The 25,595-nt window shown below is 67.6% G+C and carries 29 protein-coding genes; 5 read left to right on the plus strand and 24 right to left on the minus strand.

From position 1 onward, the window contains the following. Positions 1-10 precede the first annotated feature (10 nt). From dapF to AC5RW2_RS28665, 4 genes are read right to left on the minus strand one after another with little or no spacing between them, the layout of a single operon-like run. Positions 11-943, minus strand: coding sequence for a diaminopimelate epimerase (dapF, locus tag AC5RW2_RS28650; RefSeq protein ID WP_493964057.1), 933 nt, complete (start codon positions 941-943; stop codon positions 11-13). Continuing rightward, positions 940-1,872, minus strand: a complete 933-nt coding sequence (gene miaA / locus AC5RW2_RS28655; RefSeq protein WP_493964056.1) for a tRNA (adenosine(37)-N6)-dimethylallyltransferase MiaA — start codon at positions 1,870-1,872, stop codon at positions 940-942. Before miaA ends, dapF begins: the two co-directional genes overlap by 4 nt. A gap of 5 nt (positions 1,873-1,877) precedes the next feature. Next, a complete protein-coding gene (miaB, locus tag AC5RW2_RS28660) occupies positions 1,878-3,398 on the minus strand; it encodes a tRNA (N6-isopentenyl adenosine(37)-C2)-methylthiotransferase MiaB (protein WP_493952363.1) in 1,521 nt (506 codons plus the stop codon). 55 nt (positions 3,399-3,453) lie between these two features. Further along, positions 3,454-3,915, minus strand: a complete 462-nt coding sequence (locus AC5RW2_RS28665) for an aggregation-promoting factor C-terminal-like domain-containing protein (RefSeq protein ID WP_493964055.1) — start codon at positions 3,913-3,915, stop codon at positions 3,454-3,456. 9 nt (positions 3,916-3,924) lie between these two features. Between AC5RW2_RS28665 and AC5RW2_RS28670 the strand changes: the two genes are divergently transcribed. Next, entirely contained in the window at positions 3,925-4,227 is a 303-nt protein-coding gene (locus AC5RW2_RS28670; RefSeq protein ID WP_493964054.1) for a hypothetical protein, read from the plus strand. 296 nt (positions 4,228-4,523) lie between these two features. On the opposite strand, the gene AC5RW2_RS28675 is transcribed toward AC5RW2_RS28670, so the two are convergent. The 3 genes from AC5RW2_RS28675 to AC5RW2_RS28685 all read right to left on the minus strand — a co-directional run bounded on the left by AC5RW2_RS28675 (position 4,524) and on the right by AC5RW2_RS28685 (position 6,547). Then, entirely contained in the window at positions 4,524-5,075 is a 552-nt protein-coding gene (locus tag AC5RW2_RS28675; RefSeq protein ID WP_493964053.1) for a regulatory protein RecX, read from the minus strand. 3 nt (positions 5,076-5,078) lie between these two features. Then, positions 5,079-6,131, minus strand: a complete 1,053-nt coding sequence (gene recA, locus AC5RW2_RS28680; protein ID WP_493952367.1) for a recombinase RecA — start codon at positions 6,129-6,131, stop codon at positions 5,079-5,081. A gap of 194 nt (positions 6,132-6,325) precedes the next feature. Beyond that, positions 6,326-6,547 carry a DUF3046 domain-containing protein gene (locus tag AC5RW2_RS28685; RefSeq protein ID WP_493952368.1) on the minus strand — a complete coding sequence of 74 codons (222 nt, stop codon included), beginning with the start codon at positions 6,545-6,547 and terminating at the stop codon, positions 6,326-6,328. Between the two features lie 129 nt (positions 6,548-6,676). Between AC5RW2_RS28685 and AC5RW2_RS28690 the strand changes: the two genes are divergently transcribed. Further along, entirely contained in the window at positions 6,677-7,159 is a 483-nt protein-coding gene (locus tag AC5RW2_RS28690) for a MarR family winged helix-turn-helix transcriptional regulator (protein WP_493952369.1), read from the plus strand. A 105-nt stretch (positions 7,160-7,264) separates the two neighbouring features. Here the strand turns inward: AC5RW2_RS28690 and AC5RW2_RS28695 are convergent, their stop codons facing one another. From AC5RW2_RS28695 to AC5RW2_RS28725, 7 genes are all read right to left on the minus strand, one after another. Continuing rightward, positions 7,265-7,702, minus strand: a complete 438-nt coding sequence (locus AC5RW2_RS28695) for a helix-turn-helix domain-containing protein (protein ID WP_493939756.1) — start codon at positions 7,700-7,702, stop codon at positions 7,265-7,267. 123 nt (positions 7,703-7,825) lie between these two features. Continuing rightward, positions 7,826-8,329 carry a CinA family protein gene (locus tag AC5RW2_RS28700; RefSeq protein WP_493964052.1) on the minus strand — a complete coding sequence of 168 codons (504 nt, stop codon included), beginning with the start codon at positions 8,327-8,329 and terminating at the stop codon, positions 7,826-7,828. Continuing rightward, positions 8,326-8,931, minus strand: a complete 606-nt coding sequence (pgsA, locus tag AC5RW2_RS28705) for a CDP-diacylglycerol--glycerol-3-phosphate 3-phosphatidyltransferase (RefSeq protein ID WP_493964051.1) — start codon at positions 8,929-8,931, stop codon at positions 8,326-8,328. Before pgsA ends, AC5RW2_RS28700 begins: the two co-directional genes overlap by 4 nt. Positions 8,932-8,996: 65 nt before the next feature. Then, positions 8,997-11,858 (minus strand): FtsK/SpoIIIE family DNA translocase, encoded by a 2,862-nt coding sequence (locus AC5RW2_RS28710; RefSeq protein ID WP_493964050.1) that lies wholly within the window; start codon positions 11,856-11,858, stop codon positions 8,997-8,999. A 73-nt stretch (positions 11,859-11,931) separates the two neighbouring features. Further along, on the minus strand, positions 11,932-13,623 hold the full coding sequence (locus AC5RW2_RS28715; protein ID WP_493952373.1) for a ribonuclease J: 1,692 nt from the start codon (positions 13,621-13,623) through the stop codon (positions 11,932-11,934). After that, complete coding sequence (dapA, locus tag AC5RW2_RS28720) at positions 13,620-14,543, minus strand: 4-hydroxy-tetrahydrodipicolinate synthase (protein ID WP_493952374.1); 924 nt, start codon at positions 14,541-14,543, stop codon at positions 13,620-13,622. Before dapA ends, AC5RW2_RS28715 begins: the two co-directional genes overlap by 4 nt. A 120-nt stretch (positions 14,544-14,663) precedes the next feature. Beyond that, positions 14,664-15,467 carry an alpha/beta fold hydrolase gene (locus AC5RW2_RS28725; RefSeq protein WP_493952375.1) on the minus strand — a complete coding sequence of 268 codons (804 nt, stop codon included), beginning with the start codon at positions 15,465-15,467 and terminating at the stop codon, positions 14,664-14,666. 116 nt (positions 15,468-15,583) lie between these two features. Here AC5RW2_RS28725 and AC5RW2_RS28730 point away from each other — a divergent pair, with 116 nt between their 5' ends. Continuing rightward, a complete protein-coding gene (locus tag AC5RW2_RS28730; RefSeq protein ID WP_493964049.1) occupies positions 15,584-16,768 on the plus strand; it encodes a heparan-alpha-glucosaminide N-acetyltransferase domain-containing protein in 1,185 nt (394 codons plus the stop codon). 31 nt (positions 16,769-16,799) lie between these two features. On the opposite strand, the gene AC5RW2_RS28735 is transcribed toward AC5RW2_RS28730, so the two are convergent. From AC5RW2_RS28735 to AC5RW2_RS28780, 10 genes are all read right to left on the minus strand, one after another. Continuing rightward, positions 16,800-17,303, minus strand: a complete 504-nt coding sequence (locus tag AC5RW2_RS28735; protein WP_493952377.1) for a tetratricopeptide repeat protein — start codon at positions 17,301-17,303, stop codon at positions 16,800-16,802. Further along, positions 17,300-18,055: a 4-hydroxy-tetrahydrodipicolinate reductase gene (dapB, locus tag AC5RW2_RS28740; RefSeq protein WP_493952378.1), complete on the minus strand. Its 756-nt coding sequence runs from the start codon at positions 18,053-18,055 to the stop codon at positions 17,300-17,302. The genes AC5RW2_RS28735 and dapB overlap by 4 nt, the downstream gene beginning before the upstream one ends. Positions 18,056-18,071: 16 nt before the next feature. Continuing rightward, positions 18,072-18,500 carry a molybdenum cofactor biosynthesis protein MoaE gene (locus AC5RW2_RS28745; protein ID WP_493952379.1) on the minus strand — a complete coding sequence of 143 codons (429 nt, stop codon included), beginning with the start codon at positions 18,498-18,500 and terminating at the stop codon, positions 18,072-18,074. After that, a complete protein-coding gene (locus AC5RW2_RS28750; protein WP_493952380.1) occupies positions 18,497-19,030 on the minus strand; it encodes a MogA/MoaB family molybdenum cofactor biosynthesis protein in 534 nt (177 codons plus the stop codon). The genes AC5RW2_RS28745 and AC5RW2_RS28750 overlap by 4 nt, the downstream gene beginning before the upstream one ends. Next, positions 19,027-19,503, minus strand: coding sequence for a cyclic pyranopterin monophosphate synthase MoaC (gene moaC / locus AC5RW2_RS28755; protein ID WP_493952381.1), 477 nt, complete (start codon positions 19,501-19,503; stop codon positions 19,027-19,029). The genes AC5RW2_RS28750 and moaC overlap by 4 nt, the downstream gene beginning before the upstream one ends. Continuing rightward, positions 19,500-20,711: a molybdopterin molybdotransferase MoeA gene (locus AC5RW2_RS28760; RefSeq protein WP_493952382.1), complete on the minus strand. Its 1,212-nt coding sequence runs from the start codon at positions 20,709-20,711 to the stop codon at positions 19,500-19,502. Before AC5RW2_RS28760 ends, moaC begins: the two co-directional genes overlap by 4 nt. Positions 20,712-20,823: 112 nt before the next feature. Beyond that, positions 20,824-21,876 (minus strand): sulfate/molybdate ABC transporter ATP-binding protein, encoded by a 1,053-nt coding sequence (locus AC5RW2_RS28765; protein ID WP_493952383.1) that lies wholly within the window; start codon positions 21,874-21,876, stop codon positions 20,824-20,826. Further along, the gene (locus AC5RW2_RS28770) at positions 21,873-22,706 is read right to left on the minus strand and encodes an ABC transporter permease (RefSeq protein ID WP_493952497.1); all 834 of its coding nucleotides are present in this window, start codon (positions 22,704-22,706) and stop codon (positions 21,873-21,875) included. Before AC5RW2_RS28770 ends, AC5RW2_RS28765 begins: the two co-directional genes overlap by 4 nt. Before the next feature lie 71 nt (positions 22,707-22,777). Continuing rightward, positions 22,778-23,605, minus strand: coding sequence for a molybdate ABC transporter substrate-binding protein (modA, locus tag AC5RW2_RS28775; RefSeq protein WP_493964048.1), 828 nt, complete (start codon positions 23,603-23,605; stop codon positions 22,778-22,780). Between the two features lies 1 nt (position 23,606). Continuing rightward, positions 23,607-24,011: a TOBE domain-containing protein gene (locus tag AC5RW2_RS28780; RefSeq protein ID WP_493952385.1), complete on the minus strand. Its 405-nt coding sequence runs from the start codon at positions 24,009-24,011 to the stop codon at positions 23,607-23,609. Between the two features lie 112 nt (positions 24,012-24,123). Between AC5RW2_RS28780 and moaA the strand changes: the two genes are divergently transcribed. Then, the gene (gene moaA / locus AC5RW2_RS28785; RefSeq protein WP_493964047.1) at positions 24,124-25,221 is read left to right on the plus strand and encodes a GTP 3',8-cyclase MoaA; all 1,098 of its coding nucleotides are present in this window, start codon (positions 24,124-24,126) and stop codon (positions 25,219-25,221) included. Next, entirely contained in the window at positions 25,222-25,584 is a 363-nt protein-coding gene (locus AC5RW2_RS28790) for a MoaD/ThiS family protein (RefSeq protein ID WP_493964046.1), read from the plus strand. The last annotated feature ends 11 nt before the right edge of the window (positions 25,585-25,595 follow it).

Here is a 25,595-nt window from a genome sequence, read left to right on the forward strand (position 1 = left end):
ACCGCTTCCCTCAGACCACGGTGCCGCGGGACACCAGCACGGCCGGACCACTCAGCTCCACATGTTCGCGCCCGTCCGCCGCCGGGAGGAACCGGACGCGGACTGTCCCACCGGGGACTCCGACCTGCCAGTCATCGGGAGCTCCGTTACCGGCCCAGTAGCGGATGGCAACGGCGGCAGCGCAGGCACCTGTCCCGCAGGACTGTGTCTCCCCCACCCCCCGCTCGTGCACCCGCATGCTGATGTGCCCGGCTCCGTCGGCGACGAGGGGTTCTGCCGGCACCACAAATTCCACGTTGGTTCCGTGTGCGGGAAGCGGATCCACTGCCGGCGCTGCGAACAGTTCGGTGGCAGCAAGTTCTTCGAGTCCGGCAAGAGCCACGACGGTATGCGGGTTGCCCATGCTCACGGACAGGGCCGGCCGCGGTACTTCCAGGCCGCCGGCGCTGACGGTGGAGTCCATGGCCCTGGCTGCAGCCTCGGCGGGGAAAATGAATTCCCAAGGACCCATGTCCACCGCGTAGCCATTGGCAGACCGACGGATGACCTTGGTCCCCGCCCTGGTCCCTATCGTCAAAGACTCCCCCGCCGCCAGCTCGACCAGCCCCTCGGCCAGCAGGAAATGCACGAAGACGCGGACGCCGTTGCCGCACATCTCGGAGACTGAGCCATCACCGTTGCGGTAGTCCATGAACCACTCGGCCTCGGGCGCCGCCGCCAGCAGTTCCCTGCCCTCGGGCAGGTGCTCTGAACGGACGGCACGGATCAGCCCATCCGCACCAATGCCCAGATGTCGGTGGCACAGCGCAGCCACGGCCTGGGGCGTAATGTCCTTGACCCCTTCCGGATCGGCAATCAGCACAAAGTCGTTGCCGGTTCCATGCCCTTTGGCAAAGGACAGCCCGGACAGGGCGGACAAATGGTCAGGAAGGGGTGTGATCACGCTTCCAGCTTAGCGAGGTGCCCGGCTGCCTTATCCGCCAACAGTGGATCCTGCGAGTCAAGCCAGTGGATCCGGGGATCAGCCCGGAACCAGGTCAGCTGGCGCCGGGCGAATTTGCGGGTGGCGGTGATGGTGTCCTCGACGGCGGTGTCTTGGCTCCATTCGCCGTCGAGCACCCGGAGGAACTGGGCGTAGCCGAGCGCGCGCGAGGCCGTCCGGCCCTGCCGCAGGCCCCGCCGGTCCAGTGCGGCGACTTCGTCCAGCAGGCCGCTCTCGACCATCGCATGAACGCGGCGGGCAAGGCGGTGCTTGAGCTGTTCGCGGTCCACTTGGAGGCCGATCTGCACGGTGGGGCGGACGTACTGCCGTTCTGGCATGTAGGAGCTAAAGGGACGCCCAGTCAGCTGCCGCACTTCCAGCGCACGAACCACCCGCCGGGCGTCGCCCAGCCGGCCGGCCGAGACCGGATCAACGTCCCGGAGCTGTTCCCGCATTGCCTCGAGGCCGCGGCTGGCCAGCTCTTCCTCCAAGGCGCGGCGCAGGGCCGGGTCGGTGCCGGGAAACTCGATCGCGTCGATGGCCGCGCGGACATACAGCCCGGACCCGCCGGCAAGGATGGCCCGGCGGCCCCGGTTGTGAATGGCCTCGATCGCGTCGCGGGCCCGCTGCTGGTAGGCCGAGACGCTCGCTTCTTCCGTGACGTCGAGGATGTCCAGCAGGTGGTGGGCCACCCCTTGCCGTTCGGCCACCGTCATCTTGGCCGTCCCGATGTCCATTCCGCGGTAGAACTGCATGGAATCGGCGTTGATCACTTCTCCGTCCAGCCGTTGGGCCAGCTCGACGGCGAGATCGGATTTTCCGGATCCGGTGGGGCCGACGACGGCGATAACCGCCGGGCTGTCCTGCTGGCTGTGTTGGTCGGCCGGCATCGCGCTCAGGCGGGCCGGACCGGCAGCGCGGGCATGCCCAGCGAAACCTGGGCCGGTTTGCTGCCCGGGGCCGCGGGTACCCCGCAGGAGTCCGCCTGGGAGCGGTCCCACGCATCCCCGGCGCGCGAGCGGCGCAGTTGGTAGTCCGAGGCGGAAACCGGATCGGCGATCAGGTGGAAGGGGGCAGCTTCGGTGACCGTCACCGTAACCAAGTCGCCAGGACGCGGTGCCTGCGCGCCATCGGGCACGGAGAAGTGCACCAGCCGCTGGTCGCGGGCCCGGCCGGAGAGCCGGTGGGTCTCCCCTGCTTTGCGTCCTTGCTGCGCGGTGACCATGACCTCAACCTGGCTGCCCAGCTGTTTGGCGTTTTCTTCCGCGGCGATCCTGTCCTGCAAGGCGGTTAAGCGCTCGTAGCGTTCTTGGACCACGGCCTTGGGCAGCTGGTCCGGCAGCTCGGCGGCCGGGGTGCCGGGCCGCTTGGAGTACTGGAAGGTGAAGGCGCTGGCGAAACGGGCCTGTTCCACCACCGCCAGCGTTGCCTGGAAGTCCTCCTCGGTCTCACCGGGGAACCCGACGATGATGTCGGTGGAAATGGCCGCATGGGGAATCCGTTCACGCACCTTGTCCAGGATGCCCAGGAACTTCTTGGAGCGGTAGGACCGGCGCATGTCTTTCAGGACCTTATCCGAGCCGGACTGCAGCGGCATGTGCAGCTGCGGCATGGCGTTGGGGGTCTCGGCCATGGCGTCGATGACGTCGTCGGTGAAGGCGGCCGGGTGCGGACTGGTGAAGCGCACCCGTTCCAGGCCGTCAATGCTGCCGCAGGCGCGCAGCAGCTTGGCGAAGGCTCCGCGGTCACCGAACTCCACCCCGTAGGAGTTCACGTTCTGCCCGAGCAGCGTGACTTCAATGGCGCCGTCGTCGACCAGTGCTTGGACCTCCGCCAGGATCTCGCCCGGCCGGCGGTCGCGTTCCTTGCCGCGCAGCGACGGGACAATGCAGAACGTGCAGGTGTTGTTGCAGCCGACGGAGATGGAGACCCAGCCGGAGTACACCGCATCGCGCTTGGTGGGCAGCGTCGAGGGAAACACATCGAGCGATTCCAGGATTTCCAGTTGCGCTTCGTTGTTGTGCCGGGCACGCTCCAGCAAGGCCGGGAGCGAACCCACGTTGTGCGTGCCGAAGACCACATCTACCCAAGGCGCCTTTTTCAGGATCGTCTCGCGGTCTTTTTGGGCCAGGCAGCCGCCAACGGCGATTTGCATCCCGGGATGGCGTTCCTTGACCGGGGCCAGCTGGCCCAGATTGCCGTACAGCTTGTTGTCCGCGTTCTCCCGAACCGCACAGGTGTTGAAGACCACGACGTCGGCCTGCCCGGCTTGGGCTTCGACCATCCCGGCGGCTTCGAGCAGCCCGGCAAGCCGCTCGGAATCGTGCACGTTCATCTGACAGCCGAAGGTGCGCACCTGATAGGTGCGGGCTTCCGGCTGCTTCTCGATGATGGGGGCGGGGACAGTCAAACTCACCTTACAAGGGTACGGCCTGCGGCCGGACTAGCCACAATCTGCAGCCGGTCCGGAATTAGTACCAATTGTTGGCCAGGTGGAAGTTCAAGGCCGAGCACGGGGAGCCGTGGCGGGACTCGATGTAGCCCAGCCCCCAATCGACCTGTGTCTCGAAGTTTGTCTGCCAGTCGGCGCCGGCGGCCGTCTTGTCATGGAACGGGCTCTGAGGAATGCCATGTGCGCCGCGGGATTGGTCACTGTCCCAGAGCCTTTCGAGGCAGCCCAATTGTCCGGCACCCCAGCCGAAGGAGGCCAGCGCCCTTTCCATGTAGGCCTTGGCAAGGCTCGGATCGTTCCGCGATTCTTGCGCCTCGACGGCAGCTTTCTCTTGGGCCGCCCTTGCTTCAGCAGCCCGCTGGCCAGCGCTCCCCCCTTGGGTATCACGCTGTACTGGCGTTTCGGCGGCTGCCGGTTTTTCTGCCTCTTTCCCACCGGCGGGTGCTTCCCCTTCAGCTTTCGCGGCAGCGGTCTTTTTCACTGCTGGCTCTTGGCGTGCCTGACCCGGCTGCGCGGCATCCTTGCCTGCGGCCTCTTGGCCCGCCTGACCCGGTTGCACGGCATCCTTGCCCGCTGCCTCTTGGCGTGCCTGACCCGGCTGCGCGGCATCCTTGCCCGCTGCCTCTTGGCGTGCCTGACCCGGCCGCGCGGCATCCTTGCCCGCTGCCTCTTGGCCCGCCTGACCCGACTTCGCGGACTTGTTCCCGGCGGCGGTACTTGTAGGTGCCCCCGCAGCTTGCTGGTGGAGGTCATCACCCGCTACCTGGCCACGCCGTTCGGCAGGATCAGCTAAGCCGACAAACTCCATGAGGGGTGCTGTAATCGATCTCACGACTTCCGAGGCGTCTTGCCCTGTGCCGACGCCGCTGACAACTCCAGTTGTGCCCACCGCGGCAACAGAACATAGTGTCAGGCCTGCTGCGATCCTGAGGCGGCGTTGCCTGCGGCCACGCCGGCGTTGCTGGGTTTTCTGACGACGTTCGTTCTGCGGTGCACTCACAGTCGCACTACGGTAATCGAACCCGGGAAAAGTCTCAAAACGATAACGACGCTGATGGCGGCCGGTCCTCCGCCTGACGCCGTGCCGCGTCAGAAGTCCGGGGTGCCTGCAGCTCCGAGTTCTTCATCCGCAACCCGGAAGGCCAGCGACGCAGAGTAACCCTTGCGGGCCAGCATGGAAACCAGCCGGCGCAGGTGCTTGTCCCGTTCGGAGCGGTCGTGCAGTTGCCAATCGGGACGGATTTTGCGGCGGACCAAGCTGCGGGCTGCTTCCAGCTCGTCGTCAGCCGACAGCTGGTCCAGCGCTTGCTCGGCCATATCGCCGACGATGCCTTTATCGGCAAGCTCACGCTTGAGCGCTGCCCGTGCCAGCGAACGGGTCTGTGACCGGCTTTGCACCCACATTCGGGCGAACTCGGCGTCGTCAATGAGGTTGACCTCTTCGAACCGCTCGAGTACTGCCTCGGCGACGTCACCCGGGACGCCGCGCTCAGCCAGCTTCGCAGCCAGCTGGGCGCGGCTCTTCGGGGATTGTGTCAGTGAGCGCAGGACCACCGAGCGGGCGACGCCGTAAGGGTCGGCGTCCGGGCCTAGATCCGCTGGGCTGCCCGGCGTCGGGCCGCCTTGTCCGTGCCTGGGCACCACTTAGAATCCGTCGACGGCCTTGAGCTTCGGCCCGCCCTCTTCTCCGTTGTCCGGGACCGCGTCGATGCCGAGCTTCTGCCGGATCTTGCGCTCCAGCTCATCTGCCAGGTCCGGGTTGTCGATCAGGAACTTGCGGGCGTTTTCCTTGCCTTGGCCGAGCTGGTCGCCGTCATAGGTAAACCAGGCGCCAGACTTTTTCACGAGTGAATGCTCCACACCCATGTCGATCAGACCGCCCTCGCGCGAGATGCCGTGGCCATACAGAATGTCGAATTCTGCCTGCTTGAACGGCGGCGCCATCTTGTTCTTGACGATCTTGGCCCGGGTCCGGTTGCCCACCGGATTGGCTCCATCCTTCAAGGTCTCAATGCGGCGTACGTCGATGCGCACCGAGGCGTAGAACTTCAGCGCCTTACCGCCGGTGGTGGTCTCCGGGCTGCCGAAGAACACGCCGATCTTTTCGCGCAACTGGTTGATGAAAATGGCAGTGGTCTTCGACTGGTTCAGCCGCCCGGTAATTTTTCTCAGCGCCTGGCTCATCAATCGGGCCTGGAGGCCGACGTGGCTGTCGCCCATTTCGCCTTCAATTTCCGCACGCGGTACCAGGGCTGCGACGGAGTCGATCACGATGATGTCGAGCGAGCCGGAGCCGATCAGCATGTCCATGATTTCCAGCGCCTGCTCGCCGGTATCCGGCTGTGATACCAGCAGCGCGTCAGTGTCCACACCGAGCTTCTTGGCATATTCCGGGTCCAGCGCGTGCTCGGCGTCGATGAAGGCAGCAATTCCGCCGTTGCGCTGGGCGCTGGCGACGGCGTGAAGCGCCACAGTGGTCTTACCCGAGGATTCCGGACCGTAGATCTCAACCACACGGCCCCGAGGCAGGCCGCCGATGCCCAAGGCGGCATCAAGGGCGATCGAACTGGTGGAGATCGTTTCGATGGGGGCGCGGGTGTCGTCGCCGAGCCGCATCACCGAGCCCTTGCCGAACTGCTTGTCGATCTGCGCCAGTGCAGCTTCCAGTGCCTTCTCGCGGTCAGCTGGTGCGGCCATTGTTCACCTCAGTCTCTTGCGGCCCTCGGGCCTTGTCTGTCTTGACTCTTCCGACCGTAGCGTCCGGCTCGGACAAAATCGGGATCGGCAGCGGAGCGTGTGGATAATCCGGCCTCTCGGCGCTCTGTGTAGAAGTTTAGCGGGACCCGAACACACTTTCGAACATATCGTTGTTTTCGTCAGGGCGTGTCCGCTCAGCCGCGTGGCTCGCGGTCCTTGCCCCAGCGCCGCTCCTGCGGAACATCTTGAATATCGCAGACGGCGAGCCACACCGTTTTCGGTGGAATTCCTGCGGCCAACGCTTCGGTGGCGGTCCGCCCGCCGAGTTGCCCCAGCACCAAATCCGCGGCGAGGACATGCGAATAGGCAGACCCGAATTCGTCGTCCATCAACCGCCAGAAGTCACTGATTCGCACGCGTACATCTTCTCACGTGTCCCTCCTACACGGACGGCCCGCGTCAAGATTCTGCGAAGCTGCAAGCGGCCTGCGGCGCGTCCGCAGCAGATTCTCTGCGCCGGCCCCGGCGCTCATTAGAATAAGGCCATGACAGACCATGCCGCGGACAGCGCAGATGCAGCGTTCGATAATGCCATCGAAGCTCTTGAACGGCAGTTGAGCTTGCTCTGGCGCCGGGCCAGGGCGAACTCCCACCGGGTGGCGCGAACCGTGCACCCGGACATGGAGCCGGCCGCCTACGGGCTTCTGCTGATCCTTCAGCGGGAGCATTCGTTGCGGCTCACGGAACTGGCGGCGGCCATTGGCGTCGGCAAGCCCTCTGTCAGCCGCCAAATTGCCATGCTCGAGCAGCTGGGATTGGTGGGCAAGCAGGCGGATCCATTGGACGGGCGGGCGCAGTCAATCACCCTGACACCCGCAGGGTTGGAAAAACTGGCCGAGGCGCAGGCCGCCCGCAAAATCGCCTTTCACGAGCGACTGGGCGACTGGTCCGTCGAAGACCTGTCAACGCTGGGACAGCTGCTGGACCGGCTGAACGCCTCCTACGCCAACGAGCCGCCGTTCCATTAAGGGCAGCCGTCCGGCCAGGCACGGCCGGGCACAGCGAACACTGCAGGCACAATGAAACGGGCCGCTTCAGCCGTAGTGGCGGAAGCGGCCCGTTAGGGTCTTTGGTCAGTATCGGGCGGAAGCCAAACCGCGGAGTTCCTCGGGCAGTTCGTCGGGAATATCGCCGACAAACTCGCGAGAGAGCTCCTGCGGAACGGTATCGGGAATGACCACGCCCTCGGCGTCTGCGACCCGGTCGCTCACTTCCCGCAGCATGTGCGACAGGGGGACGTCCAGTGCCGAGCAGATCGAGGACAACAGTTCAGACGACGCTTCCTTCTGGCCGCGTTCGACTTCGCTCAGGTAGCCAAGGGAGACGCGGGCGCTGTGCGACACTTCACGCAGGGTTCGTCCCTGCCGCTGCCGGACATCACGGAGGACATCGCCAATTTCGTGTCGCAGCACTACCATTTTGCGCTCCTTCTGCTCCCTACGGGGTTCTTCGGCCAATCCCACATCACGCCAACGGACTACACCGTTTACGGACACGGGCTGCTTTACCATCTGTATCGCCTTGCTCCCTCTTAAGGTGGGCGGCATCTGCCGCTGGTTTCAAGCCTAGGCCAACAACCTAACAGCTGCTGACACCTTTGATAACTACTGGATCAATATTTTTGTTCCCCGGGCTCAAATCTGCAATCCCGATGGAACTGCCTCCTCAGCGTCGACCGCCCGGCCCAGTTCAGTGATGGCGGCTTCGCAGGCCTGCTGCCGGATCCGGCCGCGGTCCCCGTCGAAGCGGAATTCAACGGCCCGTGTTCCTTGGGGGGCTGCGACGCCGATCCACACGGTTCCCACCTCCCGGCCCCCGTGCGGTTCCGGCCCGGCAACGCCGGTGGTGGATACCGCGATGTCCGCCTGCAGCACGCGCCTGGCTCCCTCGGCCATTTGGCAGGCGACGGCTTCGGTGACTGCCCCCTCGCGCGCCAACAGGTCCGCGTCGACGCCGAGCACGGCCGCCTTGATCTGGCTTTGGTAGGACACGATACCGCCTTGGAGCGTGCCCGACGCCCCGGGCACGGTGGCCAGTTCGGCCGCGACCATTCCGGCCGTCAATGATTCGGCCGTGGCCACCGTCAGTTTCCGGGCGATGGCTGCCGCAACCACGGCCGCGGCCGGGCTGGTGTTCATCGCTGGCCCTCGCTGCCTGCGAGGGAAGCGCGGCGCAACTTCAGGGCTTTCACGACGTAGTCGACGCCGGTCACCACGGTGACAGCGACCGCCAGCATCATGACGGCGAAGGCAACCCAGACGGCCCAGGGGCCCAGCCAGGTGTCCAGCGGCAGCAGATAGAGGAAGATCGCCAGCGTCTGGAGTACGGTCTTCAGTTTGCCGCCGCGCGAAGCCGGCATGACCCCGTACTGAATCACGACGAAACGCAGCACGGTGATGCCCAGCTCGCGGACCAGAATAACGATGGTGATCCACCACGGCAGGTCGCCCAACACCGATAGCAGGACCAAGGCCGAACCAATCAGGAGCTTGTCGGCGATCGGATCGGCGATCTTGCCGAAGTTGGTGATCAGGCCCCGGCTGCGGGCCAGATCGCCATCTAGCTTGTCTGTGTAGATAGCGACGGCGAAAACCAACACCGCCAGCCAGCGGAACACTCCCCCGGCGCCGCCGTCAGCCAGCAGAAACCAGATGAAGAACGGAACCAGCAGGATCCGCACCGTCGTCAGGACATTGGCGATGTTGAGCAGGGGCACGGGCCGGGACACTGAATCAGTCACGCGTTCAAGGCTACCCGCCTGCCGATCGCTTCGGCCGCCGGCCGACTCGCAGCAGCCCGCGGACGTCACCTCCCGGTCAGGTTCCAGGCGTCCTCGGACCCGGCATCGTCCTCGTCGCCGTCGTAATAATCCACCGCCTGGGGCCGGGCGTCGAGGTCCTCAGCGACCAGGTCGCGCGGGCCCTCGAACCCATGGTTGGCATTGGCATTGTCCGCCAGCGCCTCGGTCAGCGGGTCCGCAGCCCCGGCCTCGCCGGGGGCAGCGGCTGCCGGCTCGTCGCCCCGGATGGCGGCCAGCGTCGCGGCGAGGTCGTCCGGCTTGACCAGCACGTCGCGTGCCTTGGAGCCCTCGGACGGACCCACTACTCCCCTGGATTCCAACAGGTCCATCAGGCGGCCGGCCTTGGCAAACCCGACGCGCAGTTTCCGCTGGAGCATCGAGGTGGAACCGAACTGGGTGGTGACCACCAGTTCGGTGGCCTGCAGCAACACGTCCAGATCGTCGCCGATATCGTCGTCGATCTGCTTCTTCGGCGCCTCGACGGCGACGTCGTCGCGGTAGACCGCCTGCAATTGCCCCTTGACGTGTTCAACGACCCTATGGATTTCCGACTCGGAAACCCAGGCGCCCTGCACACGCATCGGCTTGCTGGCACCCATCGGCAGGAACAAGGCGTCGCCCTGGCCGATCAGTTTCTCCGCGCCGGGCTGGTCCAGCACCACGCGGGAGTCGGTCACGGACGAGGTCGCGAAGGCCATCCGGGACGGGACGTTGGCCTTGATCAGGCCGGTGACCACATCCACCGAGGGGCGCTGGGTGGCCAGCACCAGGTGGATACCGGCGGCACGGGCCAGCTGGGTGATGCGGACAATCGAGTCCTCGACGTCCCGCGGGGCGACCATCATCAGGTCGGCGAGCTCGTCCACGATCACCAGCAGGTACGGATACGGCTTGACCACGCGTTTGGAGCCGGCCGGCGGAACTACCTTGCCGTTGCGCACGGCCTTGTTGAAGTCGTCGATGTGCTTGAAGCCGAAGTTGGCCAGGTCGTCGTAGCGCGTGTCCATCTCGCGGACCACCCACTGCAGCGCCTCGGCGGCCTTCTTCGGATTGGTGATGATCGGTGTGATCAGGTGCGGCACGCCCTCGTACGCGGTCAGTTCCACGCGCTTGGGGTCCACCATGACCATCCGCACCTCGTCCGGCGTCGACCGCATCAGGATGGAGGTGATCATCGAGTTCACGAACGAGGACTTGCCCGCACCGGTGGCGCCGGCGACGAGCAGGTGCGGCATCTTGGCCAGGTTGGCCAGCACGAAGCCGCCCTCCACGTCCTTGCCCACGCCCATGACCATCGGGTGGTCGGTCTTGCGGGCGTTGTTCGAGCGCAGCACGTCGCCCAGGGACACCGTCTCGCGGTCGGTGTTCGGGATCTCGATGCCGATCGCGGACTTGCCCGGGATCGGCGACAGGATGCGGACATCGGAGCTGGCCACGGCGTACGAAATATTCTTGGACAGCGCCGTGACGCGCTCCACCTTGGTCCCTGGCGAGAGCTCGATTTCGTAGCGTGTCACGGTCGGCCCGCGGGAGAACCCGGTCACCTTCGCATCGACCTTGAACTGGTCCAGCGTCTCGGTCAGGGCGTTGACGACGGCGTCGTTCGCCTCCGAGCGTTCCTTCGACGGCGGTCCGGGCGGCAGGAAATCGGACGGCGGCAGCGTGTACGCGACGTCACCGGCCAACTGCAGCTGTTCGGTGCGCTGCGGGATTGGGGTGGTCGGCGGCTGCGGCTGCACCGGATTGGACGGCACCGAGGGGGCGGCGGAGGCAGGCGGGGCGGCGGGCAGTACCGGCAGCGCTTCGGTAGCACCTTCGGGGACCAGTCCCTGGTCCCGCTTGATCTTCTCGACCGCCAGCTCTGCTTGGGTGGGCCGCCGCACTCCCGGCGGCACGGCCGGAGCCGATTCCTCCGGCGGGGCCTGGTCCTCCGGCTCCTCCTTGTCCTCGATCACCGCGGTCTCGAAGGCTTCGTCGAAGTAGAAACCCTCATCGTCGGTGCCGGCTTCTTCGGCCTTGCGCTTGCCGAAGAGTTTGCGCCGCGGCTTGCGTTCCTTGACCGGAGCCTCGGCGGCGTAGAGGTAGCTCTGATCGTGCGAGTCGCGCGGCTGGTACGGCGCTGCTTCGGCGGACGGGTCCTGGCCCATCAGGCGCTCGTAGAGCATCCGCAGACGCACCGGGATATGGCGGAACGGCGTGGCGGTGATGATCAGGATGCTGGTGAAGGCCAGCAGTCCGTAGACGGCGACCGGCAGCCACAAGCTGACCGCCGCCAGCGGGGCCGCGAGCAGGAAGCCGGCCATCCCGCCGGCTGCCCACAACGCGTCGAAGCCGTCCGCCAGGGCGGGCTGGCCACCGATCACGTGCGCGAGGCCGGAGCCCGATGCGAGGGCAAGGACGAGGCCAATGGAGATGCGGCTATTGGCCTGGGACTCCTCCGGGTGGCGCATCAGGCGCACGGCCATGATCAGCAGCAGTACCGGCAGCACCAGCGCCATCCAGCCGAAGGTTCCGCCGGCCACCGCGTGCACCACGTCTCCGAACCAGCCGTCCAGGGCCCACCACTCCACGGTGGCCACGCAGGCGGCCAGCAGCAGCAGGAAGAATCCGGTGCCGTCGCGGCGCAATTCGTGGTCGGGCCGGACATCGGGACCCAGTTTCCGTACGCCCGCTGCCACCGGACGGGCCAGGCTCATCCACAGCCCGTGGATCATCCTTGGCAGCAGCGGCAGCTGCTCCTCGGGGGGCTGCACAGCCAGCACTTTGGTCTTGCTGGAACGCCCCGCTGAGGAGCGCGCAGTAGTGCCTGTACCCTTACCGCGCGACTGCTGGGTGCCTTTTCGGGCAGGGGAAGTACGAGTCGCCATAGTCGCAAGGTTACCGGCTGAAGCTGCCCATCCGCGGGATTTGGCCCGCGAGGAGCAGCTGCGCCGGACCCGGTCAGGCCTCCAGGACCACCGGGACGATCATTGGCCGGCGGCGGTGCCGCTTGTTCACCCACGTGCCGATCACCCGGCGCACCACTTGCTGCAGCTGGTACGTCGTGTGGTCCTTGTTGTTGACCACTGCCTCTTCGAGCGCGCTGATGATCTTCGGTTTGATGTCGTCGAAGACCGAATCATCCTCGGCGAAACCGCGGGCGTGGATGTCCGGCCCGGAGACAATCTGGCCGGTGCTGCGGTTGACCACGGTGATGACGGAGATGAACCCCTCCTCGCCCAGGATCCGCCGGTCCTTGAGGTCGGCGTCGGTGATCTCGCCAACGCTTGATCCATCGACGTACACGTAGCCGCATTCAATTTGGCCGACGATCCGTGCGGTGCCGTCCTTCAGGTCGACAACCGATCCGTCGTCCGCCAGCAGGACGTTTTCCGCCGGCACGCCGGTCTGCTCGGCCAGCCGTCCATTGGCAATCAGGTGGCGGGTCTCGCCGTGCACCGGCAGGGCGTTCTTAGGCCGCAGGATGTTGTAGCAGTACAGCAGCTCGCCGGCAGCAGCGTGTCCGGACACGTGGACCTTGGCGTTGCCCTTGTGGATCACGTCGGCGCCGAGCTTCAACAAGCCGTTGATGACCCGGAAGACAGCGTTTTCGTTGCCGGGAATCAACGACGACGCCAGGATCACCGTGTCCCCCTTGCCGACCTGGATGCGGTGGTCGCCGTTGGCCATTCGGGACAGGGCAGCCATAGGCTCGCCCTGCGATCCGGTGGACATCAGCACGATCCGGTCGTCCGGAAAGTCCTCCACGTTCTTCAGGTCCACCAGGATGCCCTCGGGAACATTCAGGAAGCCCAGTTTGGCGGCGATGTTCATGTTGCGCACCATGGAGCGGCCGACGAAGGCAACATGCCTGCCGTGCGCGGCAGCGGCGTCGAGCACCTGCTGGACGCGGTGGATGTGGGAGGAAAAGGAGGCCACGATGATGCGTTTCTGCACCTGGCCGAAGAGACGCTCCAGTACCGGGCCGATTTCCTTTTCCGCGGTGGTGAAGCCGGGAATGTCGGCGTTGGTGGAGTCGGACATGAACAGGTCCACGCCCTCCTCGCCGAGGCGGGCGAAAGCGCGCAGGTCGGTGATCCGCCCGTCCAGCGGCAGTTGGTCCATCTTGAAGTCGCCGGTGTGCAGTACGGTGCCGGCAGCGGTCCGGACGAAGACCGCCAGCGCGTCCGGGATCGAGTGGTTGACCGCTACGAATTCGCATTCGAAGGGCCCGAATTGCTCGATTTGCCCTTCGGCAACGGTGAGCGTGTAGGGATTGATCCGGTGTTCAACCAGCTTGGCCTCGACCAGGGCCAGGGTCAGCTGCGAACCGATCAGCGGAATGTCCTGCCGCATCCGTAAAAGGTACGGGACGGCACCGATGTGGTCCTCGTGCCCGTGGGTCAGGACCACGCCGACGACGTCGTCGAGCCGGTCCTCAATGTAGGAGAAGTCCGGCAGAATCAAGTCCACCCCGGGTTGGTGCTCTTCCGGGAAAAGCACGCCGCAGTCGACCACCAGCAGTTTCGAGTCGATCTCGAAGACGGCCATATTGCGGCCGATCTCTCCGAGTCCGCCGAGCGGAACGATCCGGAGCGTGCCCGGTTCGAGGGCGGGCGGGGTGCGCAGCTGGGTCAGCGTGGATTCGCTCATCGGGCGTTCAGGGCCTCCAGCGCCCAGCCGGCCTCGACCAGGTCAGCGCGGACGGGCGCGAGCTCGGCCTCCGACGGTTCCACCAGCGGCAGCCGGACCACCGAGTTGGGCAGGACACCCTGCCACTTCAAGACCTGCTTGGCGGCGACTGCGCCCTGCACGTGGGTCATCACGGCCCGGATCACCGGGTCCAATTCGAAGTGGAGCCGGCGCGCGGTGGCGAAGTCCCCCGCCAGCGCGGCATCGACCAGTTCGCGGAACTGCCGGGTGGCCACGTGGGCGGTCACGCTCACCACGCCCACGGCTCCGGCCGCCATCAGCGGCAGGGTCAGCCCGTCGTCGCCCGAATAGACGTCCAGGTCCGTGTTGGCCAGGACGCGGGTGGTCTCGCCGTAGTCCGCCTTCGCATCCTTGAGTGCCACGATGAGCGGGTGCTCTGCCAGCCGGATCAGGGTCTCCGTCGCGATCGAGATGCCCGCGCGGCCGGGGATGTCGTACACCATGACCGGCAGGCCGATGGCGGAAGCGATGGTTTCGATGTGGGCCTGGACGCCGGCCTGGCTCGGCTTGTTGTAATACGGAGCGGTGATGAGCAAGCCGTCCACGCCGACGGCGGCGGCACGCCGGGACAGGTTGATGGAGTGGCGCGTGTCGTTGGTGGTGGATCCGGCAATGACCTTGGCCCGTCCACCGACTGCCTCTACGACCGTGCGGAACATCGCTTCGTTCTCGTCATCCGTGAGCGTTGATGTTTCGCCGGTGGTGCCGGTAACGACGAGCCCGTCACAGCCGTCTTGGACCAGTTTGTCGGCCAGTTCCGCCGCCTTCCCGTAGTCCACCTCGCCCTCCTCGGTGAAGGGGGTGACCATAGCGGTGACCAGGGTGCCGAAGGGATACTCGCGAACGTCAGACTCAGCCATAGGGAAAACGTTACCGTGTTCGGCGGCCGGATCAGGCAATGGCGCACACGCGGCGGCACAGGGCGGCCGGGCGCAGGAGGTGGCGGCGCCGGCCTGTGTCCGGCAGCCGGCGCGGGTGCCTCAGCGGATTGCGTGGACCCGTTCCAGGAAACCCGTCAGCAGTGCGGTGACCTCTTCCTGGGCGGAGAGGCAGCCGGCGTGGTCCAAACCGGGCAGTTCAACAAAGTGTCCGTCCGGCAGCAAGGCGGCGGCCTGGCGCGATTCCTCGGCCCGGGGGTGGTCCTTGCTGCCGGCGAGCAGCAGGACGGGCAACTGGATCTGTTGGACGTCGCGCGGATCGAGGCCCGGCAGCGCCTCGCCGGCGCGGAAGTAGGCTGCCAGCGCTGCCGGGTCGTTCGCCAGGAAGGCGTGCCGGGTGGCCGGGTCCACCGCCACGGTGCGGCGATCGTTCCAGCGCCGGATGAACTCTTCCATGCCGCCCGTCTCGAGCGCTTCCAGATAGTCGGGAAAGAAGAGCTTGCCGACCTGGCCGGCCATGCTTCGGTGGGTTCCGCCGAGCATGGTGAGTGAACGGAGGCGGTGCTGCCGGGATGCGGCCATCGCCAGTCCGACCCGTGCACCGAAGGAGTAGCCGAAGTAATGCGTGCTCTGCAGCCCGCAGGCGTCCAGCACCGCTTCGACGTCGCCGATGAAGCGCTCCATCGTGTAGGCGTCATCATGGTGCGGTTTGTCACTGCGGCCATGCCCGCGCATGTCCAGCGAGACCACCCGGTACTGCGGCTTCAGCGCGCGCTGGTAGCCCAGTCCCCGCCAGGCGGCCTTGGACAACGCCGTGCCGTGGACCAACAGCAGCGGTTCGCCGGTGCCGGTGTCCTCATAAGCCAGCCGCACGCCGTCGTACTCATTGACGGCGAATCCCATCATGGCCGCTCCCTGGCCGCCGGAGAACAGTTTGCGAAGGTGTCCATTCCCTCACGGTATCGTGTGCCGGCCGCGGATTTCCCCACCGGCCCTCCGGCCGGCTGTGAGAATATCGGTGCATGCCCTCTGCTCCCGCCGGCCAACGGATTGCCGGGATCGACGCCGCCCGCGGCATCGCCCTGCTGGGCATGATGGCTACGCACATCTTTGCGCCGTGGACTGCCGGGACGGATCCGGAGCCGAATTTTGTTGGCCTGGTGTTGTCCGGGCGGTCCTCGGCGCTGTTCGCGGTCCTGGCCGGAGTGGGGCTGGCGCTGCTGACCGGCGGCAGCCGCAGCCACCAGGGCGGCAGCCTGGCTGCCGACCGCGGCGGCATTGCCGTGCGCGCCCTGCTGATCGCTGCGGTCGGCATGATGCTGGGCACGCTGGAAGTGAACGTGGCGGTGATCCTGGTCCACTATGCGGTGCTGTTCCTGTGCGCGCTGCCGTTCCTCCAGCTGCGCCGAGGGGTGCTGGCGCTATGGGCCGCCGGATGGATCATCCTCTCCCCGGCGCTGGCGCATCTGCTGCGCCCAGTGGCGGAGGCGGCCGTGGACCCGGCTGAACTGGGCCACAATCCCATGGTCTACGACCTGCTGATGCCCGCTACGCTGCTCAGCGACCTTTTCCTGACCGGCTATTACCCGGTGGTGCAATGGCTCGGCTACCTCCTCGCCGGCTTGCTGATCGGCCGGCTGGCACTGCAGCGCACCGGCGTGCAGCTGGGGCTGCTGGCCGTGGGCGCAGTGCTGGCGGTGGCAGCCAAAGCCGGCTCCTGGCTGGTGATGGACCGGCTGGGCGGTTATGCCGAAGTAGCGGCCACCGAGCCGGCGCAACGGGCGGACTTCGACCTGGTGTACCAGGTGAACATGAGCTGGGTCGAGCAGCGCGGCTCGTGGTGGTGGCTGGGCGGTGCCTCGCCGCACTCCGGAACGAGCTTCGATCTACTGCACACGGTGGGCACCTCGGCCGTGGTCCTGGCGGTATGCCTGCTGCTGACCTCGCGGCTGCCGTGGCTGCTGCTGCCGCTCTCGGGCGCCGGCGCCATGACCCTGACGCTCTACTCCGCCCATGTCTGGGTCCTCAGCGCGCTGCCCCCGGACGCCCCGGATTTGCCGGTGTACCTGTGGCAGGCGGTTGCAGCGATAGCCATCGGGATGGTCTTCCACGCCTTGGGTTGGCGCGGACCGTTCGAACTGGTGACCTCCACCGCGTCCAGGCTCACCCGCGACGCGCTCCGGCCTGCCGGCAGCCGGTCCCGCTGAGCGGACGTACCGGCAGCCGGCGCACTCTCCGTTAGGAGCGGCTGAGTCCAATCGCGTGGCGCATCGACTCGCGGGCTCGCTTGCGGTCCCCGGCCGCGTCGTAGGCACAGGAGAGGCGGAACCAGCTGCGCCAGTCGTCCGGCGCTGCTTCGGCCTCGGCCTTGTATTTGAGGAACTCCTGGTCGGCTGCTTCCCGGACAATGCGCCCGCCGGGCGTGCGCGGCAGATTGTCCACCGGCAGGCCGCCTTCGGCTTCCAGCGTCCGGGCCAGCTTGGACATCCTGGAGCCGAAGAGCAATTCCCGGCTCAGCGCCCAGGCACCGACGACGGGCAGGATCACCAGGGCCACGCCCAGTCCTTTGGCCACCAGATCCGGTTCGCTGAGCATCAGCCAGGCGCGCTGCAGGGTGGCTATCAGATAGCCCACCAGCAGGACGATGATCACGCCGACCCAGATTTTTGCCCCGTGCCGGGCGTACCAGCCGACGCCGCCGTTGCCGTCGGGCTCGGCGGCCGTGTCTTCAGTGTGGCTCATGAAAGTTCCAGGTACCCGTCCAGTCCGTAGGTCAGTCCGGGCCGTCCTGTGACGGTCCGGACGCCCAGCAGCACGCCGGGCATGAAAGAGGCGCGGTCGAACGAATCGTGCCGGATGGTGAGCTGTTCGCCCGGCCCGCCGAGCAGCACCTCCTGGTGCGCCACCAGGCCGCGCAGCCGCACGCTGTGCACGCGCACGCCGTCCACATCCGCCCCGCGGGCACCGTCCAGTGCCTTGGTGGTGGCGTCCGGACCGGCGGGAACGTCGGCGGCCTCGCGGGCGGCGGCCACCAGCTGCGCGGTGCGGATGGCGGTCCCGGAGGGTGCATCCACCTTGTCCGGATGGTGCAGTTCGATGATTTCCACCGATTCGAAGTACTTGGCCGCCGTGGCGGCGAACGAGGATGCCAGCACCGAACCGAGCGCGAAGTTGGGCGCGATCAGTACGCCCGCCCCGGGGTGCTGCTCCAGCAGCTGCGCCAGCGAGGCGCGCTTGGCCTCGTCCCAGCCGGTGGTGCCGACCACTGCGTGCATGCCGCGTTCGACGGCGAACCGGACGTTGGCCTCGGTGCTCTCCGGGGTGGTCAGGTCCACCACCACCTGGGCTCCGGCGGAGACCAGTTCTTCGAGGGAGTCGCCGCGCTTCAGCGCCGCCACCAGTTCCAGGTCAGGGGCGGCTTCGACGGCCATGACGGCCTCGCTCCCCATCCGTCCGCCGGCGCCCAGCACGGCCACCGCAAGTTGCTCAGTCATGCCCTCCAGCGTATCGCTACTGGCCGATGCCGACCCATTCGGTGCTGCCGTCGGCGAAGTGTTGTTCCTTCCACACCGGCACCTCTTCCTTGATCCGGTCCACCAGGTCGGAGCAGGCGGCAAAGGCAGCGGCGCGGTGTGCCGACGCGACGGCGGCGACCAGGGCAGGATCGCCGATCGCCAGCGGTCCGGTGCGGTGCGCCACCCAGATCCGGACGCCGTCGTGCTCCGTGGCAATCCGGCCGGCCACCTCGGCGATCACGCGTTGCGCGCTCGGGTGGGCCGAGTAGGACAGCGCAGCCACGGCTTGGCCGCCGTCGTGGTTGCGGACCACGCCGCTGAAGCTGACCACGGCCCCGCACTCGGCCGAGTCCACCGCGGCAGCCGCTTCGGCGACGTCGATCGCGTTGCCGGTCACCGCCGCATACAACACCGTGCTGGTCATGGTTGTCCTTCCGTCCGCTGGGTGCTTCCAGTATCCCCCGGACCCGGGTGGCCGGCGTCGGTATCCCCTTCCAGCTGCGCGCAAATGTGGCCGATCAGCGGATCCAGGGCAGCCAACCCGTCGCGCACGCCGCCGGGAGATCCGGGCAGGTTGACCACAAAGGTGGATCCGGCGGTCCCGGCCACCCCCCTGCTCAGCGCCGCCAGCGGCGTCTTGCTGCGCCCGTAGGCGCGGATGGCTTCCATTACGCCCGGCAGTTCGCGTTCCAGTGCGACGGCGGTGATTTCCGGGGTGCGGTCGTCGGCAGCAAGTCCGGTTCCTCCGCTGGTGACGATGACGCGGGGGGCGGCGGCCAGCATCGTGCGCAGCGCGCGGCGGACCGGCTCACCGTCGGCGACGATCTGAGGGACTCCGGCTGCCAGCCCGTGGCCGGCCAGCCACTCGGAAATCAACGGCGCGCATTCGTCCTCGTAGGCCCCGGCGGCGGCGCGGGTGGAGGCGATGATGATGCCGGCGGTCCTGGCGCTCACAGGACCCAGTCCCCGCTCTTGCCTCCGGATTTGGCCAGCACCTTGATGTCGGAGATCACCGCATGCTTGTCCACCGCCTTGACCATGTCGTACAGGCTGAGCGCAGCCACCGAGGCGGCCGTCAACGCCTCCATTTCGACGCCGGTGACGGAACGGGTTTTAACCGTCGCTTCAATCCGCACCGAGTCCGCGGCCGGGAAGAAGTCCACGGTGACCTTGCTGATCGGCAGCGGGTGGCACAGCGGGATCAGCTGCGGTGTCTGCTTGGCCGCCATGATGCCGGCCACCCGGCTGACAGCCAGCGCATCGCCCTTCGGCAGCGAGCTGGCGACCAGCAATTCCACCACCTCCGGCCGGGTGGAGAGCACGGCCTGCGCGGTGGCCTGCCGGGTGGTTTCGTCCTTGCCGCTGACATCGACCATATGGGCCGTGCCGTCCTCGCGGACATGGGTCAGTCGTTCTGCATCGCTCATAGCAGCCATATTTCCACGTCCTGGCCGGCTTCCGCGTGCTCGATCCCCACGGGCAGGTGGACCAGCGCGTTGGATTGGGCCATCGCGTGCACCAGATGTGACTCCGCTCCGCCCACCAACCGCACCCGGCCGCCGTCGTAATGGCCGCGCCGCACCTGATGCTTGGCCCCAGGCGATTCGGCGGCTTCGGCCAGCGGGACCCGCAGCACGGTGCGCGGCGCCGGGGTGCCCAGCACGCTGGTCAGCGCCGGGCGCAGGAACATCTCGAAGGAGACCAGGCAGCTGACCGGGTTGCCGGGGAAGCCGAGGAAGACGGCTCCGCCGATCCGGCCGGCGCCCTGCGGGCCGCCCGGCTGCATCGCCACCGGGGAAAAAGCCACGCCTTCGGGCTCGAGCGCCAGCCGGACCACTTCGAAGGCCCCCTTGGAGATGCCGCCGGAGGTCAGCACCAGATCCGCCCGCTGGCGGCGCAGCTCGGCGTCCAGCAGGCGGCGGAATTCCGGTGCCGCATCGGCCAGGATCCGGGTCTCCACCACCTCGCAGCCGGCTTCCCGGAGCGAGGCGGCCAACATGGCGTTGTTGGCGTCGTAGATCTGGCCGGCGTCCAACCGTCCACCGGCGGCCACTACCTCGTCCCCGGTGCTCAGCAGCAGCACCCGCAACTGCGGCCGCACCTCGGCGGAGGCCAGGCCCAAGGCCGCCAGAAGCCCCAGCTGCGGTGCTTTCAGCACCGTTCCGGCGGTCAGCGCGAGGCTGCCGGCGGCAATATCGCTGCCGACGGCGCGGATATACCGCCCGGCCGGTGTCTCCGGCAGCCTGACCGTTTGTCCGTCGCGCTCGGTCAGGAACCTGTCCGGCGCCGCTTCCTCGATCGGTACGACGGCGTCCGCCCCCTCGGGCAGCATGGCCCCGGTCATGATCGGCGCGGCCGAGCCCGGCGGCAGCGCCGGCGCCGCATACCCGGCGGGAATCGTGGCCGCCACCGCGAGCTCCGCCCCGCCGGAGGTCTCCTCGCTGCGGACCGCGTAGCCGTCCATCTGCGAGTTGGCGAACGGCGGCAGGCTCATCGGCGCCGCAACGTCGGCGGCCAGAACACGGCCGTAGGCTGATTCGAGTGCCACCGCCTCGCTGCCGGCCAGGCAGGCCCGCGCAGCGTAGCGGAGCAGTTCCTCAACGTCGGCGCGGTGCTCGGCTACGCTCTTGGCCACGGGCCCTCCTTGGTATGCCGACGGGACTGGCGGCTGGCGGCCGTGCAATACCGCCACGCCCGGCCCGCCGCGGTGCATGGTCTGCTGCCATCCTAGGGGACGCCTGCGCGGTTCAACGGCGGTAGATCGACACCTCGGCCGCCTTGACCACAAAGTGCACGCGCTCCCCCGGCGCCAGCGACAACTCGGACACCGCTGCCGGCGTGACCTCGGCTGCCAGCCAACCGGCCCGGACGGTGACCAGGCCGCCGTGTGGCACCAGTTCGGTCACGGTGGCCGCCACGGCGTTGCGCGGGCTACCGGCCGGAAGATCGGTGAACAGCGCCACCGAGGCGGGCCGGAACGCGGCCGCCGCCGCGTCGCCGGGACGCAGGCCGGCCTCGGTCTCGCCGCTCCAGTGCACCCCGTTGGCGTCCGTCAACCCGTTTTCGGTGGCGGCGCCGGTAACTAGATTGAGGCCTGTCATCCCCGCCGCGAAAGAGCTGCGCGGCCGGGCGAACACCTCGCGCACCGGCCCGTGCTCGACGATCCGTCCGCCGTCCATCACCACCACCCGGTCGGCCAGCAGCAGTGCGTCCAGCGGTTCATGCGTGACGATCACGGCGCTGCGTCCTGCCAAGACCTGGCGCAGCAGCCTGCGCAGCGCCGGAGCCGCGGTGATGTCCAGGGCGGACATCGGTTCGTCGAAGAGCAGCAGTGACGGTTCGGCGGCCAGGGCACGGGCCACCGCCACGCGCTGCGCCTGGCCGCCGGAGAGTTCAGCCGGCCGGCGGTCCGCCAGTTCGGAGGCGTCAAGTTCGGCCAGCCAATGCCGCGCGGTCTTGTCGGCCTCGGCCCGGGATGCTCCGCGGCTGCGCGGTCCGTAGGCAACATTTGCTTTGACGCTCAGGTGCGGGAACAGCAGCGGGTCCTGCGCCATCAGTCCAATGCCGCGCGCGTGGGCGGGCATCCAGCGGTCGGGTTGCTGCTGCCCGGTGCTGAAGAGCACGGTTTCGTCCAGCTGCGCGCGGCCCCAGGCCGGGCGTAACAGGCCGGATATCAGGCCAAGCAGCGTCGATTTGCCGGCGCCGTTCGGGCCAAGCACGGCCACCGTTTCCCCGTCGGCAACGCTGAAGTCCGCCTCGAAGCCGCGGGCTGGGAGCCGTGCGGTCAGTTCCAGCCTCACCGGACGCCCATCGCCAGGGGCAGCCCTGACCTGCGGTGGACCAGCGTGACCACCACGACGGCGACCACCACCAGAACCAGCGACAGCGCCACCGCTGCATCGGCATCGGTTTCCCGCTGCAGGTAGATCTCCAGCGGCAGTGTGCGGGTGACTCCCTGCAGGCTGCCGGCGAACGTCAGCGTGGCCCCGAATTCGCCCAGGCACCGGGCGAAGGACAAGACCGCGCCGGAGAGCAGCCCCGGCAGCACCAGCGGCAGCGTGACGGTGCGCAGAACGCGGGTCGGCCGGGCGCCCAACGTTGCCGCGGCCGCTTCATACCGGGTGCCCGCCGTGCGCAGCGCCCCTTCCAGGCTCAACACCAGGAACGGAAGCGCCACGAACGTCTGCGCCAGCACCACGGCGGTGGTGGAGAAGGCAATCTCGAGCCCGAAGGCCTCGAAGGTCCTGCCGAGCAACCCGCGCCGGCCAAAGGTGTACAGCAGGGCCAGCCCGCCGACCACCGGCGGCAGCACCAGCGGCAACAGCACCAGCGAGCGGACCACCTGCTGGCCCGGGAACCTGCTGCGCGCCAGCACCAGCGCCATCGGGACGCCCAGCACGATGCACAATGCGGTGCTGGCGGTGGCAGTCCGCAGGCTGAGGCTGAGCGCGGCCAGCGACGCCTCCGACGTGACCAGCTGCGGGAACTCCTGCCAATTCACGCGGGCAGCCATCCCGACCAGCGGCAGCAGAACGAAGATAGCGCCGGCTGCGGCCAGCGGGTAGACCCAAGACGGCACCGGGGCCCGCACCGCCGTCGTCGTATCCCGCACCGCCGTCGTTGTGTCCATCGTCCCTCGTGAGTCCTTTGCTGGTCCGCCGTGGTGGGCCTGCACCGGCGTCGTGCCTTCGGGCGTTGTGGTCACGGCGCTCCGAAGCCGTAGTCCGCCAGCGCTTTGCGCCCTTCCGGTCCCGTCACGAGCGCCACGAACGCCTCGGCAGCATCAGGGTTGGCGCCCTCGGCCAGCCGCACCATCGGGTAGTCATTGACCGCGGCACCGGCTTCGGCGAAGTCGATACCCTCGACGTCGCCCCGCGCGTTCTTCACATCGGTGACGTAAACCAGGCCGGCGTCGGCTTCACCGGATACCACCTTGCCCAGCACATCGGTGACGGATGATTCCTCGCTCACCGCCGGGATCTCTGTTCCGGCCCGCCGGGAAACCTCTTGCGTAGCCTCGCCACACGGCACCTGCGGGGCGCAGACCACGGTCTTGATCCGCTTGTCCGAGAGATCTGCGAGCGACCTGATGCCCTGCGGATTCCCGGCCGGAACAACGATCTGGAGCCGATTCGTGGCGACGCTGACCGGTTGCCCGGCAGCCAGGTGGGCGGCCGTGACCTTGTCCATGTTCTCCGGGTTGGCGGAGGCGAACACATCCGCGGGTGCGCCGGAGAGGATCTGGGTGGCCAGATCGGAGGAACCGGCAAAATTCAGCCGGACGGTCACATCCGGATGGTCGTCCTCGAAGTCGGCGGCGAGATCCGTCAGCACCCCGTTCAGCGATGCGGCGGCGAAGACAATGACCTCGCCGGAGCGTGCGGACCCTGACCCCGGTGTCTGACGCGGCTCCTGGCCTGCAGCCGAGCAAGCCGTGGCCAGCAGGAGCGCCCCGCCCATCAAGACGGCCAACAGGCGGCTGCGTCCGGTCCGCTTATCTGGGCCGGACGGAAGTTCACCACGTCCCACGTCAGTCCTTTCCTAACGGCGTCTCAACGGCCACCATCGTGGCCTTCACGACGGCGACCGCAACGGAGCCGGGCTCGATCCCCAGATCGCGCACGGCTTCGGAACTCATCAGCGACACCACGCGGTGCGGACCGCACTGCATCTCCACCTGCGCCATGACCGTGTCCTGCCGGATCTCTGTCACGATGCCGACAAACCGGTTGCGGGCCGAGCTGCCGATGCCGGTGGGGTCCTGCGGCAGGGCCGATTGCTCGCGCGCCAGGGCAGCCAATTGTGCACCGTCCACCGTGGCCCGGCCGGAGGCATCCTTGTGCTTGGCCAAGGTGCCGGCCTCGATCCAGCGGCGGACGGTGTCGTCACTGACCCCCAGGAAACGCGCAGCATCAGAAATTCGTATTTGCGTCACAGTAAGCAGTTTAGTTCCTCAAATGCGACAAGGGGTAGGCCGCCGAACGGCTGGCCCTTTCAGCAGGCGGGACGGCCCTGCACCAAGCGGCTTCCTCGCGTACCCTCGTGGTATGAGCGTTGACTTGGGCATGCCGCGGGTTCCCGGCGCCGCGGCGGCGGGACCTGCGCGCCCCGCGGACGCCGGCAGGTCCCTTGTGGACCGCTTCGGCCGGGTGGCGACGGACCTGCGGATCTCACTGACGGACAAGTGCAACCTCCGCTGTACCTACTGCATGCCGGCCGAAGGCCTGGATTGGCTGTCCAAGGAGCAGATCCTCCGCGACGAGGAGGTGGTCCGGCTGGTGCGGATCGCCGTCGAGCACCTGGGCGTGCGCGAGCTGCGCCTCACCGGCGGCGAGCCGCTGGTCCGCGCCGGACTGGTGGACATCATCGCCGCCATCCGGAACAACCACCCGGATCTGCCGGTGTCGCTGACCACCAATGCCTTGGGGCTGGAGAAGAAGGCCGCCGCGCTGAAGGCGGCTGGCCTGACCCGGATCAATGTGTCGCTGGACTCGCTGCACCCGGAGACCTTCGCCCAGCTGACACGACGTCCGTTTTTGGACCGGGTGCTCGCCGGCATCGAGGCCGCCGATGCCGCCGGCCTGGGCTTGGTGAAAATCAACGCGGTGCTGATGCGCGGCATCAACGATGCCGAGGCTCCCGCGCTGCTGGACTGGGCAGTGGACCGCGGCTACGAGCTGCGGTTCATCGAACAGATGCCGCTCGACGCCGATCACGGCTGGACCAGGCAGAACATGCTGGCGGCAGCCGAGATCCGCGCCCTGCTGGAAACCGATTTCCTGCTCTCGCCGGATCCGCGCGAACGCGACGGGGCACCGGCCCAGCGGTGGGAAGTACGACGGCGGCGCTCCCCCGGCGTCGTCGCCGGCACGGTGGGGATCATTGCCTCCGTGACGGAGCCGTTCTGCGCCGATTGCCGGCGCACCCGGGTCACCGCCGAGGGCAAGGTGCGTTCCTGCCTGTTCTCGCACGAGGAAACGGACCTGCTGGCCCTGCTGCGCAGCGATGCGGGCGATGAGGCCGTGGCGGAACACTGGCGGGGCGCAATGTGGGCCAAACCCAAGGCCCACGGTATGGACCATGCAGGTCTGGGCGGCGCGGACTTCGTCCAGCCGGACCGGACCATGAGTGCGATAGGCGGATAGATGATCGTCCGGTATTTCGGCGCGGCCCAGGCCGCGGCGGGCCTCGAGGAGGAAAACTTGGAGCTGCCCGACGGCACTACGTTGGAAATGCTGCTGCGCGAGGTCGTGGCACGCCATAGTCCGGCGAACCGGGAACAGGTGGCGAACCAGGAACGGGTCCTGGCGGCAGCCGCGTCCGGTGGCGGGGCATCTGCCCGAGGCACGGCCGCCACTACGACGCCTGCCCGTTCGTCCGCCCCGTCCATGGAGTCCGTCATCGCCCGCAGCAGCTTCCTGCGCAACGAAGTGGCGTGGAAAGACCGGCAGGCGCCGCTGCAGGCAACGGACGTGATTGACATCCTGCCGCCGTTTGCCGGCGGGTAAGCAGCAGCGCC

This window comes from Arthrobacter sp. B0316-1-20, from assembly GCF_059091865.1.

Bases quoted from the DNA above. Each gene is read 5' to 3' on its own strand.
- dapB (WP_493952378.1), bottom strand. From the start codon at position 18,055: ATGACTGAGCAACTTGCGGTGGCCGTGCTGGGCGCCGGCGGACGGATG.
- moaA (WP_493964047.1), top strand. From the start codon at position 24,124: ATGAGCGTTGACTTGGGCATGCCGCGGGTTCCCGGCGCCGCGGCGGCG.
- moaC (WP_493952381.1), bottom strand. From the start codon at position 19,503: ATGAGCGATGCAGAACGACTGACCCATGTCCGCGAGGACGGCACGGCC.
- AC5RW2_RS28725 (WP_493952375.1), bottom strand. From the start codon at position 15,467: ATGATGGGATTCGCCGTCAATGAGTACGACGGCGTGCGGCTGGCTTAT.
- AC5RW2_RS28695 (WP_493939756.1), bottom strand. From the start codon at position 7,702: ATGGTAAAGCAGCCCGTGTCCGTAAACGGTGTAGTCCGTTGGCGTGAT.
- AC5RW2_RS28745 (WP_493952379.1), bottom strand. From the start codon at position 18,500: ATGACCAGCACGGTGTTGTATGCGGCGGTGACCGGCAACGCGATCGAC.
- AC5RW2_RS28715 (WP_493952373.1), bottom strand. From the start codon at position 13,623: ATGAGCGAATCCACGCTGACCCAGCTGCGCACCCCGCCCGCCCTCGAA.
- AC5RW2_RS28690 (WP_493952369.1), top strand. From the start codon at position 6,677: ATGACAGACCATGCCGCGGACAGCGCAGATGCAGCGTTCGATAATGCC.
- AC5RW2_RS28700 (WP_493964052.1), bottom strand. From the start codon at position 8,329: ATGAACACCAGCCCGGCCGCGGCCGTGGTTGCGGCAGCCATCGCCCGG.
- miaA (WP_493964056.1), bottom strand. From the start codon at position 1,872: ATGCCGGCCGACCAACACAGCCAGCAGGACAGCCCGGCGGTTATCGCC.
- recA (WP_493952367.1), bottom strand. From the start codon at position 6,131: ATGGCCGCACCAGCTGACCGCGAGAAGGCACTGGAAGCTGCACTGGCG.
- AC5RW2_RS28730 (WP_493964049.1), top strand. From the start codon at position 15,584: ATGCCCTCTGCTCCCGCCGGCCAACGGATTGCCGGGATCGACGCCGCC.
- AC5RW2_RS28770 (WP_493952497.1), bottom strand. From the start codon at position 22,706: ATGGACACAACGACGGCGGTGCGGGATACGACGACGGCGGTGCGGGCC.
- AC5RW2_RS28735 (WP_493952377.1), bottom strand. From the start codon at position 17,303: ATGAGCCACACTGAAGACACGGCCGCCGAGCCCGACGGCAACGGCGGC.
- AC5RW2_RS28710 (WP_493964050.1), bottom strand. From the start codon at position 11,858: ATGGCGACTCGTACTTCCCCTGCCCGAAAAGGCACCCAGCAGTCGCGC.
- AC5RW2_RS28790 (WP_493964046.1), top strand. From the start codon at position 25,222: ATGATCGTCCGGTATTTCGGCGCGGCCCAGGCCGCGGCGGGCCTCGAG.
- dapA (WP_493952374.1), bottom strand. From the start codon at position 14,543: ATGGCTGAGTCTGACGTTCGCGAGTATCCCTTCGGCACCCTGGTCACC.